Source organism: Trinickia sp. Y13, assembly GCF_029522115.1.
Lineage (GTDB): Bacteria > Pseudomonadota > Gammaproteobacteria > Burkholderiales > Burkholderiaceae > Trinickia.
On sequence record NZ_JAKWFK010000008.1, the window covers coordinates 96,072 to 110,603 of the forward strand.

General features: G+C 63.7%; 13 protein-coding genes. 6 read left to right on the top strand and 7 right to left on the bottom strand.

The window, feature by feature from the left end:
• Position 1: 1 nt before the first annotated feature.
• The gene (locus MMB74_RS15725) at positions 2-1,591 is read left to right on the top strand and encodes an ATP-binding protein (RefSeq protein ID WP_277429580.1); all 1,590 of its coding nucleotides are present in this window, start codon (positions 2-4) and stop codon (positions 1,589-1,591) included.
• A gap of 82 nt (positions 1,592-1,673) precedes the next feature.
• Here MMB74_RS15725 and MMB74_RS15730 read toward each other — a convergent pair whose 3' ends face one another.
• Positions 1,674-2,300, bottom strand: a complete 627-nt coding sequence (locus MMB74_RS15730) for a glutathione S-transferase family protein (RefSeq protein WP_277429581.1) — start codon at positions 2,298-2,300, stop codon at positions 1,674-1,676.
• A gap of 105 nt (positions 2,301-2,405) precedes the next feature.
• Between MMB74_RS15730 and MMB74_RS15735 the strand changes: the two genes are divergently transcribed.
• Together MMB74_RS15735 and MMB74_RS15740 are read left to right on the top strand one after the other, a co-directional pair.
• Positions 2,406-4,058, top strand: coding sequence for an ATP-dependent helicase (locus MMB74_RS15735; protein ID WP_277429582.1), 1,653 nt, complete (start codon positions 2,406-2,408; stop codon positions 4,056-4,058).
• Between the two features lie 576 nt (positions 4,059-4,634).
• Positions 4,635-4,934 carry a YodC family protein gene (locus MMB74_RS15740; RefSeq protein WP_277429583.1) on the top strand — a complete coding sequence of 100 codons (300 nt, stop codon included), beginning with the start codon at positions 4,635-4,637 and terminating at the stop codon, positions 4,932-4,934.
• 63 nt (positions 4,935-4,997) lie between these two features.
• Here the strand turns inward: MMB74_RS15740 and MMB74_RS15745 are convergent, their stop codons facing one another.
• Complete coding sequence (locus MMB74_RS15745) at positions 4,998-5,306, bottom strand: superinfection immunity protein (protein WP_277429584.1); 309 nt, start codon at positions 5,304-5,306, stop codon at positions 4,998-5,000.
• Positions 5,307-5,413: 107 nt separating this feature from the next.
• On the opposite strand from MMB74_RS15745, the gene MMB74_RS15750 reads away from it, so the two are divergent.
• Together MMB74_RS15750 and MMB74_RS15755 are read left to right on the top strand one after the other, a co-directional pair.
• A complete protein-coding gene (locus MMB74_RS15750) occupies positions 5,414-6,874 on the top strand; it encodes a M20 family metallopeptidase (protein ID WP_277429585.1) in 1,461 nt (486 codons plus the stop codon).
• 95 nt (positions 6,875-6,969) lie between these two features.
• Positions 6,970-7,548, top strand: coding sequence for an NnrU family protein (locus tag MMB74_RS15755; protein WP_277429586.1), 579 nt, complete (start codon positions 6,970-6,972; stop codon positions 7,546-7,548).
• A 27-nt stretch (positions 7,549-7,575) separates the two neighbouring features.
• On the opposite strand, the gene MMB74_RS15760 is transcribed toward MMB74_RS15755, so the two are convergent.
• Both MMB74_RS15760 and MMB74_RS15765 read right to left on the bottom strand, forming a co-directional pair.
• A complete protein-coding gene (locus tag MMB74_RS15760) occupies positions 7,576-8,787 on the bottom strand; it encodes a crosslink repair DNA glycosylase YcaQ family protein (RefSeq protein ID WP_277429587.1) in 1,212 nt (403 codons plus the stop codon).
• Between the two features lie 137 nt (positions 8,788-8,924).
• Positions 8,925-10,178 (bottom strand): MFS transporter, encoded by a 1,254-nt coding sequence (locus MMB74_RS15765; RefSeq protein ID WP_277429588.1) that lies wholly within the window; start codon positions 10,176-10,178, stop codon positions 8,925-8,927.
• Positions 10,179-10,278: 100 nt separating this feature from the next.
• Between MMB74_RS15765 and MMB74_RS15770 the strand changes: the two genes are divergently transcribed.
• Entirely contained in the window at positions 10,279-11,205 is a 927-nt protein-coding gene (locus tag MMB74_RS15770) for a LysR substrate-binding domain-containing protein (RefSeq protein ID WP_277429589.1), read from the top strand.
• Positions 11,206-11,391: 186 nt separating this feature from the next.
• Here the strand turns inward: MMB74_RS15770 and MMB74_RS15775 are convergent, their stop codons facing one another.
• From MMB74_RS15775 to MMB74_RS15785, 3 genes are all read right to left on the bottom strand, one after another.
• Positions 11,392-12,315, bottom strand: coding sequence for an FmdB family transcriptional regulator (locus tag MMB74_RS15775; RefSeq protein WP_277429590.1), 924 nt, complete (start codon positions 12,313-12,315; stop codon positions 11,392-11,394).
• Positions 12,316-12,401: 86 nt separating this feature from the next.
• On the bottom strand, positions 12,402-12,806 hold the full coding sequence (locus tag MMB74_RS15780) for a hypothetical protein (RefSeq protein WP_277429591.1): 405 nt from the start codon (positions 12,804-12,806) through the stop codon (positions 12,402-12,404).
• Positions 12,807-12,986: 180 nt separating this feature from the next.
• On the bottom strand, positions 12,987-14,384 hold the full coding sequence (locus tag MMB74_RS15785; RefSeq protein WP_277429592.1) for an MFS transporter: 1,398 nt from the start codon (positions 14,382-14,384) through the stop codon (positions 12,987-12,989).
• Positions 14,385-14,532: the final 148 nt, after the last annotated feature.

Genomic DNA, 14,532 nt, shown 5'->3' on the forward strand with positions numbered 1-14,532 from the left:
CATGCGTCCGGATAGCTTCGCCAGCGATAGCCAGTCGTTCTCGCCGCCACCAGAGCAGGTGGTTCCTCCCGAGGAACGTTTGCGGATCCTGCTCGAGTCCGTGCAGGACTACGCGATCTACATGCTCGACGCCGACGGCGTGATCGTCAGTTGGAACAGCGGCGCCGAAAAGATCAAGGGCTACACGGCGCAGGAGGTCATCGGGCAACACGTCTCGATCTTTTATCCACCGGACGACATCGCCAATGGCAAGCCCGAGGCGGAACTCGCCGTTGCGGCGCGTACCGGCCGAGTGGAGGACGAAGGCTGGCGCGTGCGCAAAGACGGGACGATGTTTTGGGCGAATGTCGTGCTCACGGCCGTCTATGCCGTGGGCGGCGACGGCCGCCAAGTCCGCGGCTATGCCAAAGTCACGCGCGACATGACCGAGCGCAAGCGCTTGCGCGAGTTGGAAGCCGCGAGCCAACACATGAACGAGTTCTTGGCGACGCTCGCCCATGAACTGCGCAACCCGCTCGCGCCCGTCAGCAACGCGCTGAGCGTCATGATGCTGGAGCCGCTCGTGAGTCCGACGCTGCGACAGTGCCGCGATATGATCGACCGGCAGATCTCGCATTTGACGCGGCTCGTCGACGATCTGCTCGACGCGGGTCGCGTGACCACGGGCAAGGTGTCGCTGCGCCTTGCGCCCGTCGATCTGTCGGAAGTCGTCGTGCGCGCCGTCGAGATGACCCGGCCGCACGTCTCGTTGCGCCAGCAAACGGTCGATGTGCAGACCGCGGCGGGGCGCATCGTGGTCAATGGCGATGCGACGCGGCTCGTCCAAGTCGTGCAAAGCCTGCTGAACAATGCATCGAAGTTTTCGGAGCAGGGCGGCCGGATCACCGTCAGCATCGACAAGATCGGCCGTACGTTCGCGCGCTTGCGCGTGACCGACGAGGGCTGCGGCATCGAGGCGAGCGCACTCGATTCGATCTTCGATTTGTTCGTGCAAGCCGACAATCGTTTCGAGCGCAGGGAGAGCGGGTTGGGCATCGGTCTGACGTTGTGCCGCTGGCTGGTCGAAATGCATGGCGGGTCGATCAACGCGACGAGCGACGGGTTGGGGCGCGGCGCCACCTTCGCGGTGAAGCTGCCGCTGTACGCCGTTCAGGGCGCCGCCAACGATGAAGGCATGGGCGAGGATGTCGCGAGCAATCGGCTGCGCGGCGCGCTGGCCGTGCTCGTCGTGGACGACAATCGCGATTCCGCCGATAGCATGGCCATGTTGTTGCGCATGATGGGGCACCGCGTGCAGGTTGCCTACAGCGGCGCACAAGCGGTGCAGCTCGCCGAACGCGCGGATACGATCGACGCCGCCCTCATCGACTTGGCCATGCCGGGGGCGGACGGATACACGGTGCTGCGTCAGTTGAAGGGCAAGAAAGCGACGCGCGGCGCGCGTTTCGCAGCGATGACGGGCTTCGGCCAGGAAAGCGATGTCGCGCGCTCGCTTGCCAAGGGCTTTGATCTGCACCTCACCAAGCCCGTGCAGTTGCCGCTGCTCGAATCGTTGCTGGTGCCGGCAGGCGAGCGCGGCCGCACCCCGTGACTACCGTGGCTCGCCCCTCGAATACGGGGAGATGGCGCAAGACTAGCGCGCCCAATCGCGGGCGCGCGCGCCACGTTTGAGTTCAGGTCAGCGGCAGATCGATGTATTTCTTGAACGGTGCGCGTTGCGTCAAACGCTGATACCAGCGCTCGAGGCTCGGCATCGGCGGACGATCGATCCCCTCTACACCGAACCAACGCTTCGCGAATGCGCCAAGGACGATGTCGGCGAGCGTGAAGCGGTCGCCTTCGATGTGAAAGCGCCCCTGAAGGTGCGCGTCGAGAACTTTCCAGCGAACGACGAGTGTTTTGAGGTTGGACGCGAGCGCGATCATGTCCCGGTCTTGCGCGGGCGTGCGCACGAGTGTCATGAACACGGGGCGTTCCGCGGGGGCGAGGGTCGAGAGCGACCAATCGAGCCAGCGGTCGATACTGGCGCGCAGCTTCGGTTCGCTGGGATACAGGGCGCTCGAAGCGCCATATTGCATCGCGAGATAGCGCACAATGGCGTTCGATTCCCATAGGACGAAGGCGCCGTCGACGAGCGTCGGCACTTGCCCGTTCGGGTTGAGCTCGCGGTAGTCCGGATCGTTGACTCGGCCGAATTGCAGTCCGGCATCGATCCGCTCGAACGGGAGGCCGAGCTCGTCGCAGCACCACAGCACCTTTTGCACGTTGACCGAGTTGGCACGTCCCCAAATCTTCAGCATTACCTGTCCTCCGAAAGAATGCGGCGACGCCTCGAAACGAGGCAGCCGGCGCGCGGTTTGTACAATACGCCGAATTCAAAACGGCAAAGCGAGGATCGACCCGCCATGGCACGCCTAATTCCCGATGATTGGAAGAATTTGGCCGCAACCGGCGCCGCGCAACGCGAGCGCGAAACGCTCACGTTGCTCGAGGCCGCGTTGCCCGAGGGTTACACCGTATATCACGGCGTGCATTGGACTCGCCTGAATCGGGCTTTCTCCGTATTCGGCGAGGCCGACTTCGTTATCGTGAGCCCGGCCGGGCGCGTCATGCTCGTCGAACAAAAGGCAGGGTTCTTGCGGGAAACGCCGAAAGGGCTCGTGAAGGTCTATCTGCAAACCGAGCGCAACGTCTCCATTCAGCTGGCTCAGACCATCGAGCGAATGCATCGCCGGTTCACCGCAGCCTTCGGCGCCGGCACCTACTGTATCGAAGCGCTGTTGTTTTGTCCCGATTATGTCGTCAAGCAGACCGCGATCGCGGGCATCCCGCCCGAGGGCATCGTCGATGCCACTCGAAAGGATTGTCTGGTTTCGATCATCCTTGCGGCGTTGCCAGCCGACGAGCCGAAGCTGCCCTGTGCCGCCAAGATCCATCACTTTTTGTCGGACGAGTTGTCGCTGACACCCGATACGAGCGCGCTGGTCGGCCAGGCGGGCACGCTGGTGACGCGCTTGTCCGGCGGCTTGGCCACATGGGCGCGCCGGCTCGAATTCTCGCCGTTTCGTCTGCGCGTAGTCGGCACGGCGGGCTCGGGCAAGACTCAGTTGGCCGTGCAAGTGATGAAGGATGCGGCCGCGAGCGGCAAGCGCGTGCTGTACGTTTGCTTCAACCGGCCGCTGGCCGACCATATCGCGCGGGTCGCGCCCGAGGGTGCGAAGGTCGCCAATTACCATCAGTTGTGCGATTGGATCGCGAGAGATGTCGGCGCGGTGCAGGATTTTCAGACGACGGAGGCATTCGGCCGGCTTGAAACGGTATTTGCCGACGCGCCGATCGGCGAGCGGTGGACCTTCGACGTCTTGATCGTCGACGAGGGCCAGGACTTTCAAGAGGCATGGGTAGCCGCCCTGTCGCGTCTGATTCGTCCGGAAGGCGCTTGGTGGTGGCTGGAAGATCCGCTGCAGAACCTCTATATGCGCGAACCGGTTGCATTGCCCGGATGGACGGTGTTGACGGAGACGACGAACTATCGCAGCCCGCGAGACATTTTGGATTTCGTGCGCGAGAAGGTGGGGGGCGCGGTGCCGCGTGCGGCAGGTCTGGTCGCGGGGAGTCCCTTCGACGGCTCAGATATTTCGATCGCTTCGTACGACGAAGCCGCTGGCGAGACCGTCGTCGATTCGACCAAGCGCGCCATCACGCAGGCGCTTTCGTTGGGGTTCCGCAAGCAAGACATCGCGGTGTTGTCGTTCCGCGGCCGCGAAGGCTCGGCCCTCACCGCGCTCGAACATCTGGGGCCGCACCGGCTACGCAGCTTTACGGGCAAGTACGATTTATTCGGCAGCCCGGAGTACCGCGACGGCGACGTGCTGCTCGAGTCGATCTATCGCTTCAAAGGGCAGTCGGCGCCGTGTGTGGTGCTGACGGAAGTCGACTTCGAGGCCTTTGACGAACGTGCGGCCCGCAAGCTGTTCGTGGGGGCGACGCGCGCCACAATGAAGCTGATCGTAGTCGCGTCGCGCCGCGCAGCCCCAATGCTCGGCGCGATCATTTGAGGTCATACGTCAAATCAATTTGGCGGAGGGCTATTTCATATACGCTGCTTGTTATTCAAAGATAAACCGAGCGCTAGAAAACGTTTCCATGTTCCAGGAGCTATTTACCGGCTGTCGAATATACGAATCGACCCATGATGCAATGCGCCATTTGATTTGGATCAAGTTATTAGACTGGCGCGCTGAGCGGTAGCCGAGGATAGGCGCCAAGCCAGTGCTTGCAGAATAGGCCGAAACCCTTTGCTGGCGGGCATTTTGGGGTGCCGCGCGTGCGCTTTGAAAAGTACGATTTTTACGGTTTAACGATAACCCCTCCCTAATCTAACCGGGTGGATTTATCGCTCTCTAAAATCGCATGACGGATTGTCGAACCCCGGATTGCGACAAAATCCTTCTCCATGTTTTCCCTAGAATTGCTTGTAGAATAAAAATTCTATTGTTAGTCTTTGCTTGACCTCGGTGGTTATGTAGAGGGGGCAGGGGCGAGCGGCTCCATTATTTGTTTTCCGTTCGTCACCGCACAATTGAAACGCCGTCGCGCACGCGACGGTTCAAATGCTTGGCGACGGAGTCCTTATGTCGAATGCTACCCGTGACGCGGTTGAACAGTATTGCGTAGGCGACGTCGTAACGCTCAAAGCGGGCGGCTCGCGCATGACAGTGACGGCCATCACCGCCGAAGGCGTGCTGTGCCAATGGTTCGACGAACACGGGGAATTTCGGCAGGGCGTATTCGCACGCGAGGTGCTCGGCTGGGAGCCCCGCTCCATTCCGCCTGGGCTCGTTCACGTTCGCGGGTACGGCGCCGGCGCGTGGACCAACTCGCTGACAGCGGGCGCCACGTTCGCGCGCACGGCCCTCAAATCCGCTGTCTAACCGAACAAAAACAGGCGGCGCAATCGCGCTGGCAGCGCGACGACACCGCGCTGCCGCGCTGTCTCAGCGGTTGTGATCGCGCTTGGCCGCGCGCTGTTCGATACGCGAGAACAGTGCGGCCGAGAATGCGGTCATGCTCAGTAGCCGGCGCTTTGCCGTGATGGAGCGAGCGATGCCGGGTGGGGGATTGGGCAGGAACGCCCAGTAAAGCGCGAGCAGCCAGCCGAACACGGTCCAGCCCATACATGCGTTGAACAGCGCGATCGTAAGCAGGTCATGGCGGCCTCGGCGGTCTGCGACGATGGCCGGCAAAAAGTAAATCGCCAGGGCAAACACGACCTCTACGACTTCTAAGGCTACGTGGCCCAACATGGCACTCGCCTCGAAGAGTGGGGTGAGTTCGATTGTCGCGCATTCGGGACGGCTGCGCACGGCGATCGGGTCTATCATGTGCGCTTTGACTGCCACAGCCCACCGCCATGACAGCACATGATGCGAAGCAGCAAAGCAAATCGATAGATCCGCACGCATTAACACAGTTCGTCGAACGCAAATGGGATGAAGAAATCGTCCCCGCTCTGACCGAATACATCGCGATTCCCGCCAAAAGCCCCGCATTCGATGCCGATTGGCAAAAGCATGGCTACCTCGAGCGCGTCGTGACCGATGCCGCGAGCTGGGCGCAAGCGCAGCGGGTGCAAGGCCTTAAGCTCGAGATCGTGCGCTTGCCGGGGCGCACACCCGTGATCTTTTTCGAGGCGCCCGCCACGGCGCCCGGCAGCACCGACACTGTCGTGCTATATGGCCATCTCGACAAGCAGCCCGAGTTCGACGGATGGCGAAAGGATCTCGGCCCCTGGACGCCGAAGTACGAGCACGGCAAGCTGTACGGCCGCGGCGGCGCCGACGATGGATATGCCATTTACGCGAGCATGTGCGCGCTTGCCGCGCTCGACGAGCAGGGTGTGGCACGCCCTCGCTGCGTCGGTCTGATCGAGACGTGCGAAGAATCGGGCAGCTACGATCTGCTGCCCTATGTCGATGCGCTGCGCGAACGCCTCGGCAATGTCGCGCTCGTCGTCTGTCTCGATTCGGGCGCCGGCAATTACGATCAACTTTGGTTGACTACGTCGCTGCGTGGTCTCGTCGGCGGTTCGCTCGAAGTTCAGGTGCTCGACGAGGGCGTTCATTCGGGCTCTTACGGCGGCATCGTGCCATCGAGCTTTCGCGTCATGCGGCAATTGTTCGAACGCCTGGAAGATGCGGCGACGGGCAATCTATTGCCGGCGGCCTTCCACTGCGAGATACCGCCCAGCCGGGAGGCGGAAGCGCGAGCCACGGCCGCCATTCTTGGCGACGAAGTGTGGAAGGCATCGCCTTGGGCCTGCGGGCAGGATGGCAAGCCGGTATTGCCGGTGACGACCGACCCCTACGAAGCGCTGCTCAATGCGACCTGGCGGCCTTCGCTTTCGGTCACGGGCGCCGAAGGGTTGCCTGCCCTCGCGAGCGCGGGCAATGTACTGCGTCCGCGAACGGCCTTCAAACTCTCGCTGCGGGTGCCGGCGCTCGTCGATGCGGCGCGTGCGGTTGCCGATCTCAAGGCGCTGCTCGAGCTCGATCCGCCCTATAACGCGAAGGTAACGTTCAAGCCGGATGCGAGCGCGAACGGCTGGAACGCGCCGGATCTCGCGCCGTGGCTCGCGCAAGCGGTCAACGACGCATCGCGCGCGCATTTCGGCGCCGATTGCGCCTTTATCGGGCAAGGCGGCACTATCCCGTTGATGAACGTATTGCAGGAAGGGTTTCCGCAGTCGCAGTTCGTCGTCTGCGGCGTGCTGGGTCCGAAATCGAATGCCCATGGGCCGAACGAATTCTTGCACGTCCCGTTCGCCAAGAAGTTGACGGCTGCAATGGCGCATGTGATCTCGGCAACGCCATAACGCGCAGGGTCTTTCTTTGAGCGCGGATGCCGCGGGCGTCCGCGAATCGCACTCGCATCATGAACGACAGTGGACAATAACAAACGAGGTTCGACGTGGCGATATTGATTCTCGGCTTGCTCATTTTTATCGGTGTTCATAGCACGCGGCTCGTCGCCCCGGCATGGCGCAACGAGCAGGCCGCTCGATTCGGCGAGCATGGATGGAAAGGCCTATATTCCGTCGCCTCGCTCGTGGGATTCGTACTGATCGTGTGGGGTTATGGCGTCGCGAGGCGAACGCCGGCCGTATTGTGGTCCCCGCCCATTGGCGCCCGGCATCTCACGGCACTGCTCGTAGCGCTCGCGTTCGTGTTGATCGCCGCCGCTTACGTGCCGGGCAATCGGATCAAGCGAACGATCGGGCATCCGATGATGGTGGGCGTCGCCGTCTGGGCGCTGGCTCATCTGCTTGCGAACGGCACGCTCAACGCCGTCCTGCTCTTCGGCGTCTTTCTGATTTGGGGCGCGGTCGGCGCGGTCGTTTCGCGGCGGCGCGATCGGATGGCCGGCGTGCAATATCCGGCCGGTACCGTTTCGGGCGATACGAAAGTCGTGATCGTCGGCTTGATCGCCTGGGCGCTGTTCGCCTTCGTGCTGCATCGCTGGCTGATCGGCATGAGCCCGCTCGGCTGAGCGGGTATCGTGGCGGCGCTCGGCCGCTCAGTCCATGGCGAGGATCGCTCGTGCGACTTCGGGCGGCGCCAAGCCGATCGTCAACTCGGGCGTGCCGTGCCAGTGCGCGCAACGACGAAGCGCGCGGCGTAGCTCGGCAAGCATCGACGCGCCGGCGCGCACCCCAGGCTCGAGATGGAGCGACTTCAATTCGAACACGCCTCGTTCGCGATGCGCTTTCGCGTCGACGCGCCCAATCAGTTTGCCGCGATGAAGAATGGGCAGGCAGAAGTAGCCGTACTTGCGTTTGGCCGCCGGCGTGTAGCATTCGATCGCGTAGTCGAAGTCGAATAGGGCGGCTGCGCGTTTGCGGTCCCACACGACCGGATCGAACGGCGAGAGCAACGTGGTAACCGTCGAGCGTAGACGCCCCTGGGCGGCATCCTCGATCAACGGCGTCAACTCGGTCGGCACGAAAGCATCCTGTTTCCATCCTTCTACGCGCACGACGATGGCCTCGCCCCGATCGGCCAGCGCATGAAGCTCGGCCGTGTAGGGGCGGCGCTCGATTCGATAGTAATCGGCAATCCAGTCGGCACGGCTGACGCCCAAGGCACGGCAGGTTCGGGCGACGAGCGTTTGCGACACGGTGTCGGCCGGCGGCAGATCGCGCTCGTCGTTCCAGTTGGGCATCACGCGCTCGGCGATGTCATACACGCGATGAAAGTTGTGCCGGTGCGCGACCATCAGGCGCCCCAGTGTGAAGAGCACTTCCAAGTGGCGTTTTTCCGGCTTCCAATCCCACCAGCCATTGCCGCGGCCCGCTTCGCGGGCGAAGTCCGCCGCGCGTACCGGCCCGTGCTCGCGCACGCGAGCGAGCAGGCGCTCGATTTCGTCCCGGTGTCGTTTATGCCAATCGGCCGCGTATTTCCAGCCCATCTTGCTCGGATCGAGCATGCGGTGGCGCACGAGCCCGTAGTCTTCGATCGGCACGAAACAAGCCTCGTGCGACCAATATTCGAACAGGCGCCCTTCGGCGAGGTGCTCGTCGAGCCACTGCGGATGGTACGGGCCGATGCGGCTGAACAGGACGAAATACGGGCTGCGCGCAACGACGTGAATCGTATCGATCTGTAATTGCGCCATGCGGCGAATGGCGGCCAGCACGTCGTCTTTGTTTGCTTTTCGGCGCGGGGGCGATAGTAGCCCCTGCGCAGCCAAATGTAGTGTGCGCGCGGCGGCCAGCGGGATCGTCGTCATTGGCAGGGTCTCGCGATACCTATCGTGCTTGGCGGATGTCGAAGCGTACACCGGCGGTGCGCTTCATGCATTCGGGCCAAGCAAGGACGGCCGCCGGCCCCAACGAAGGGCGGCCGTACTCGACGCGGCGTCGCTGACTATCGAGAAAGCGGCCGCGGAAAGAGCGGGCGAACCAGAAGCGGGGCGAGCCCAGCGACGAACCAGACGAGCGTCCACGACGTGGCCGCGAGCAGATGCGCCAGCCCGAGCGGCACGAGAAAAAGGCCGGCGTACACGAGCGCGTTGGCCATGCCGAGCGCGGTGCCTGCGCGCGCCGGTCCCGCGAGCGTCGCGAGTTCTGCGTAAGCCACGCCGTGCCATGCCGACACGCACACACCGGCGACGACGGTTATGACGACGATGGCGGCGACGGGCGCCGCGTGCCCAAGCGCTACGACCGCGGTCAATGCGGCGAAAGGCAAGGCCGCTGCGATCGTGGAGCCGCGCAGATAAGCGCGCCGATTGCCGTGACGATCCGTATAACGGCCGCTCCATACGCGCATTGCCATCGCGCCCACCTGCAGCGACGCCATCGCCGCGCTGATGCCGAACGTGCCGAGGTGCCCGAAGTCGTGCAAAAACACGGTCCCGAGCGTCAGGATGGCGAACTGAGGCACGCATAGCAAGGCAATGCCCAGCGCCACCCGCCATATCTGCATTTCGCGCAGCGCGCTGGGTTGGTTCGCGGGCGCGCTCGGCCGTGCCGCGCTCGGCGCGGCCGATGCGTCGGGCGGCTCGCGGAGCCAGCGCAGCGCGAAGATCGCAGGCGCCGCACACATGAGCGCCAGCACGCTGTAGACGGCGGCAAAGCCGTGCGCCGAAGCGAGCCACGGCAGCAACGAGGCGCCGATGCCGCCGCCCATCGGTACGGCGGTCTGCCGGATGCTCATGGCGATGCCGCGTTCGCCTTCCTTGAACCAACTCATGATCGCGCGGCCGCTCGAGCCGTTGACGCTACCGCCCAGCAAGCCGACGAGCGCCATGGCGAGCACGAGCAGCCATAACGCCGGGATGGCCGTGGGCGAGGGGACGAGATAAAGCGCCATGGATAGCAGCGCGAGCGCGGTCCCGAGCAATCCGGCGACGAGCACCGGCCGATCGCCGAACCGATCGGTGGCCACGCCCCACGGCAACTCGGACAGCGCGATCCCCAGCCCGGTAGCGCCTAGCACGAGACCGAGTTGCGCATTGCCGAGCTGGTAGCCCGTGCGCATCCAGACAGCCGTCGTCGGAATGCCCGCGGCTACAGCGGAAAAAGCGGCATTCGCGGCGACGCCGACACCCAGCACTTTCCATCGATGTGACGCACCGAGCGTCTTTGTCCGTGTATCGACGAGATATTGCGCATCCATAGGTTGCTCCGCAGCAGATTTGACGGAGGCAGTGTCCCACCCTATCATCGTGCTGAAAATCGGATAATTTAAAACCTTCCGTTCGGAAAAACAGGACGATATGAGCCAAGCGAACTTCGATGTAGCGGCGCTGCGCAGCTTCGTCACGGGCATGGACTTGGGCAGCTTCGCGAAGGCGGCGGACCGCGTGGGCCGCTCCACTTCTGCGGTCAGCGCGCAAATCAGAAAGTTGGAAGAGCAGGTGGGCGCGCCGCTGTTTCGCAAGGCGGGCCGCGGTCTAGGGCTGACGGATGCGGGCGAGGTGATGCTGCGTTATGCGCGCCGGCTGGTCGAACTCAACGACGAGGCGGTCGCCGCTGCCAGGGGCACCGATCTCGAGGGCTGGGTGCGACTGGGTCTGCAGGAGGACTTCGGCGAGTCGTTGCTGCCGGGCGTTCTCGGGCGCTTTGCGCGGGCGCACCCGAAAGTGCGCATTGAAGCGCGCGTCGCGCGCAATGCCGAGCTGACGGAGCGGCTCGACGCCGGCGAGCTCGATCTCGCGCTGGTATGGGACGACTTCAAGCTTGGGATGCGCTCGCGGCGCGCGTCGGGCGCTAGCGTCGATGTCGCCAAGCCCGCCATGCATTGGATCGGCTCGGACGCGCTGCAATGGACGCGCGACAGTGGCGAACCGTTGCCGCTCGTATTGTTCGACGGTGCGTGCGTGGTGTGTTCGCTTGCAACCGACGCACTCGATCGCGCGGGTATCGCATGGCGCGTTGCGCTGACCAGCCCGAGCCTCGCCGGGTTGTGGGCCGCCGCCGCAGCGGGGCTTGGCCTCACCGTGCGCACGGCCTATGGCTTGCCGCAGACGGTGCGTACCATCGATCCGGTCGCATACGGTTTGCCCGCGTTGCCCGCCCTGGGTCTGACGTTGCTGCGCGCATCGAGCGTGGCCGCGCCGCCGGTCGATCAGCTCGCGCAGATCGTGGTCGACGCCGTGCGTGGGTTCGCGAGCGAGCGGGGCGTCGAGCGCATCGCCGCTTGAGTGAGCGCCTGGCTCGGGTATGAACAAGGTTCGTAAATATGCGAAGCTTCGCATATTACGAATCCCGGCCGATCCTCGTCAACGGTGCCGCGCCCTCGACGCCGCGCGCACCGCGAACATCCATTCGTTCACGCGAAGCGTGTGCGCTGGGAGCAGCGGATGGAAGTGGAGCATCGGGCAGGAAGCTCACCGGCCCGGCGTCGTCACGACCGGGTTCTGCATTGCCTCGTTGATTTTCTGGAGATAGCTCGCGCCCGAGGGATTGGTCGGATCCGCGTTCCCCGACACGTAGTAGGAGAGCCCTTGCTTGAGTCCGCCGTGATCGGCAATGCGCAGCGCGTCGTTCGCCGCGGCCATCCGCACTTGAACCGTCACGCTGTTCTCGTACTCGGACTTCGTCACCACTTGACCACCCAACCTCGGATCGCCCGGCCCACCCTTCGACCACGGCCCGCCATCGAGGTAGTATTGGGAGATTTGCCCGAGCCCCAGCGACGTGTTGTTCTGCGGCGCTCGATCGAGGTCGCCGACGTGGCGCATGCCACTTTGGTAGCCGCCCGTAAATGCGCCCGATTCCACCTGCAGTTGAGCGCGAAGCATGTTCGGATCGAGCCCATATTCGCGCGCGGTTCTGTCGACCAAGCGGCCGAAATCGGCTTGGTTCTTCACCTGCGCATCCGACTGCTTTTCATCGCCGCGTATCACAGGCTTGAATTGCGGGTGCGTCGACCGGGCCGCTTGATCGACGCTGGTGGCCCGCGAAGTCGGTCCCGTGGACACATCGCCCTTCCCGGACGAAACTTCCAACCGCTGGGTGGGGTGTTGCGTCGACTGGGGATTTGACGGATTTGTCGAGTTGGACGAATCCCCATGGTTCGTCGGGTGCTTGGAATGCGCGTGGCGCGACACGTGCTTTCCGTGCGTGCTGTTCGCCCCGTGCATCCCTCTCTGCCCCGTGAGCTTGGCATTTTCGAAGCGCAACTTCGACATCAATTGCGTCAACGACGTATGCAACTGCTGATTCAGTTGATTCAAAGACTCTTGCGGATTCGCCGCGAAATCGCGAATCGATGCTTCACTGAAATTGAAGGATACCGCAGGGGTTTTCATGAGACGGTCCCGGTTGGTCAGGTATTGGCGGTAAAGATGATCCGCCCGGGGCAGGCTCCGCGTACGTCCTGCGAAGCGCAGTCCCGTCATGCGAAGCACATCCGCTTCCCCTTTTCCGGCGCAGTCCCTTTCAGTTCCTCGTCCGCGACGATCGGCTCGGTTCGGGCCCGCCCGCGCATGGTTATCGCGATGACTATCGACTGCCCGAACCTTCCGAACACGGCCGTACCTCTTGATCTGACCTCCACTTCCGAGGCGCCGGCCGACGCCCGCCCCACGGCCGAACCGTAGGGCAGCGGCATGCTCCAGGCGAGAGGAACGCTAGCGTTCTTGCCGGCGCGCTCGTACACAACGCGCCCCATGCCTCGCGCGCGGCGCGCCGAACGGCTGATGTGCTGTCCGAGCGCGTAGCGTCGTCGAGCACGGCGGCCGATGCCAAAGCCCTCATCACCGAGGCGCCCGAATTGCGTCGGCAAGCGGCGGACCTTCATCCGATTACCTTCGCCACGGATTTCAGCGAGGCGTTCGGAACCTTAACTCGGGCGTAGAACCTCAAGTTTTACGCTTACCTTGTGGGTGCCCCTGGCTCATGGCATGGCTTACCGCTTGGCTTGCGGCGTCCCGGAGCCGAGGGCGCATCGCCTGAAGCGCTCAGCGAGATAACGAAGAACCTACCCCCGCGTCCCCCGGGCGATCTCGTCGCCCGCGTTGGGCGAAAGCTTGCGCGTGATGGGGATGGACCCGAGCGAGAACAGACCGACGACCACGAACGACGGCCAGAAATCCGACCACATCGCATGCGTGTGGCCGTGCAGCGCGCGCGCGATCTGCAACACGATCCCGCCCACCGTCACACCGAGGCCAAGAGACATCTGTTGCACGACGCTGCCGAGGCTCGTTGCGCGGCCAACGTCCCGGCTCGCGATCTCCGCATAGATCATCGAGTTCAACGCAGTGAACTGAAGGGCAGGAAAGAAGCCTCCTAGCAACACGACGAGCCACATCGTCCAGACCGGGGTGCCCGGGAAAAAGGCGCCGTAGGCGGCGATCGCGATGCTCGAGAACACGGCGTTGTAGATCAGTACCTTGCGGAAACCGAACTTGCGCAACACCGAGGAAGTCAACGAGCGCATGAACATGCTGCCGAAGGCCGAGGCGCAGGTGATCGCCCCCGATTGAAAGGCCGACATGCCAAGCCCTTCCTGTAGCGCCAGCGGCAGCAGGAACGGTACGGCGCCTAGGCCGATTCGGAACATCGAGCCGCCCAGCACGCTCGCGCGAAACGTCGGCGCGCTGAGCAGGCGCAGGTCGAGCAAGGGCCGTAGCGCGCGCTGCGCATACAGCACGTAGAACGAGAGCAGCAAGGCCCCGGTCACGCACATTTCGTAGGCGGCGCGGTCGGACACGAGTTCGCTGCCGATCAGCGAAAGGCCGAGCAGAAGGAGTGATGCGCCGCTAGCCGAGAGCATGAAGCCGAACCAATCGAGCGGGCCGGGATGCGGTTCGTGTGTGTTGACGATGTGACGGTTCGTCAGATAGATGCCGAGAATACCGACGGGCACGTTGACGAAAAAGATGAGCCGCCAGTGCAGGTACGTGGTGATGAAGCCGCCCAGCAGCGGCGCCGCGGCCGGCGCGAACATGGCAGGCAAGCTCAGGTAGTTCATGGCCCGCACGAATTCGCTCTTGGGGACGGCGCGAAAAATGATGATGCGGCCGACGGGGACCATCATTGCGCCGCCGATGCCCTGCAGGAAGCGCGCGACCGTGAAGACGGGCAGCGAGCGCGCGACGGCGCACATGATCGAACCTGCGATGAAGATGCCGATGGCCGTGCGAAAGACGGTGCGCGCCCCAAACCGATCGGCAAGCCATCCGCAAATCGGAATGAACACGCCGAGCCCGACGACGTAGCTCGTGATGGCCACCTTCAGGGCGACCGGGTCGCTGCCGAAATCGCGCGCCATCGCAGGCAATGCCGTGACGATGATGTTGCCGTCGACGCTCTCCATGAACATGGCGCAAGCCACGATCAGCGGGGCGAGAAAGGCTTTGATGGCAAGCGGCATGGACGAGCGGCGCTGCAACGGCGAATCGCGGGCAAGGACGCAAAGCAGCGATTATGCGCCGACTCTCGCAACCGTGCGTACGAACGCGCAAGAGATTGTTGTGCGCGCAACGAAAATGGCCGATCCGGCAAACGGGGCCGGACCGGCA

Excerpts from the sequence above, each read along its gene's own strand:
- MMB74_RS15765 (WP_277429588.1), bottom strand. The coding sequence starts at position 10,178 with ATGGATGCGCAATATCTCGTCGATACACGGACAAAGACGCTCGGTGCG.
- MMB74_RS15760 (WP_277429587.1), bottom strand. The coding sequence starts at position 8,787 with ATGACGACGATCCCGCTGGCCGCCGCGCGCACACTACATTTGGCTGCG.
- MMB74_RS15745 (WP_277429584.1), bottom strand. The coding sequence starts at position 5,306 with ATGTTGGGCCACGTAGCCTTAGAAGTCGTAGAGGTCGTGTTTGCCCTG.
- MMB74_RS15725 (WP_277429580.1), top strand. The coding sequence starts at position 2 with ATGCGTCCGGATAGCTTCGCCAGCGATAGCCAGTCGTTCTCGCCGCCA.
- MMB74_RS15785 (WP_277429592.1), bottom strand. The coding sequence starts at position 14,384 with ATGCCGCTTGCCATCAAAGCCTTTCTCGCCCCGCTGATCGTGGCTTGC.
- MMB74_RS15775 (WP_277429590.1), bottom strand. The coding sequence starts at position 12,315 with ATGAAAACCCCTGCGGTATCCTTCAATTTCAGTGAAGCATCGATTCGC.
- MMB74_RS15730 (WP_277429581.1), bottom strand. The coding sequence starts at position 2,300 with ATGCTGAAGATTTGGGGACGTGCCAACTCGGTCAACGTGCAAAAGGTG.
- MMB74_RS15740 (WP_277429583.1), top strand. The coding sequence starts at position 4,635 with ATGTCGAATGCTACCCGTGACGCGGTTGAACAGTATTGCGTAGGCGAC.
- MMB74_RS15735 (WP_277429582.1), top strand. The coding sequence starts at position 2,406 with ATGGCACGCCTAATTCCCGATGATTGGAAGAATTTGGCCGCAACCGGC.
- MMB74_RS15770 (WP_277429589.1), top strand. The coding sequence starts at position 10,279 with ATGAGCCAAGCGAACTTCGATGTAGCGGCGCTGCGCAGCTTCGTCACG.
- MMB74_RS15750 (WP_277429585.1), top strand. The coding sequence starts at position 5,414 with ATGACAGCACATGATGCGAAGCAGCAAAGCAAATCGATAGATCCGCAC.
- MMB74_RS15780 (WP_277429591.1), bottom strand. The coding sequence starts at position 12,806 with ATGAAGGTCCGCCGCTTGCCGACGCAATTCGGGCGCCTCGGTGATGAG.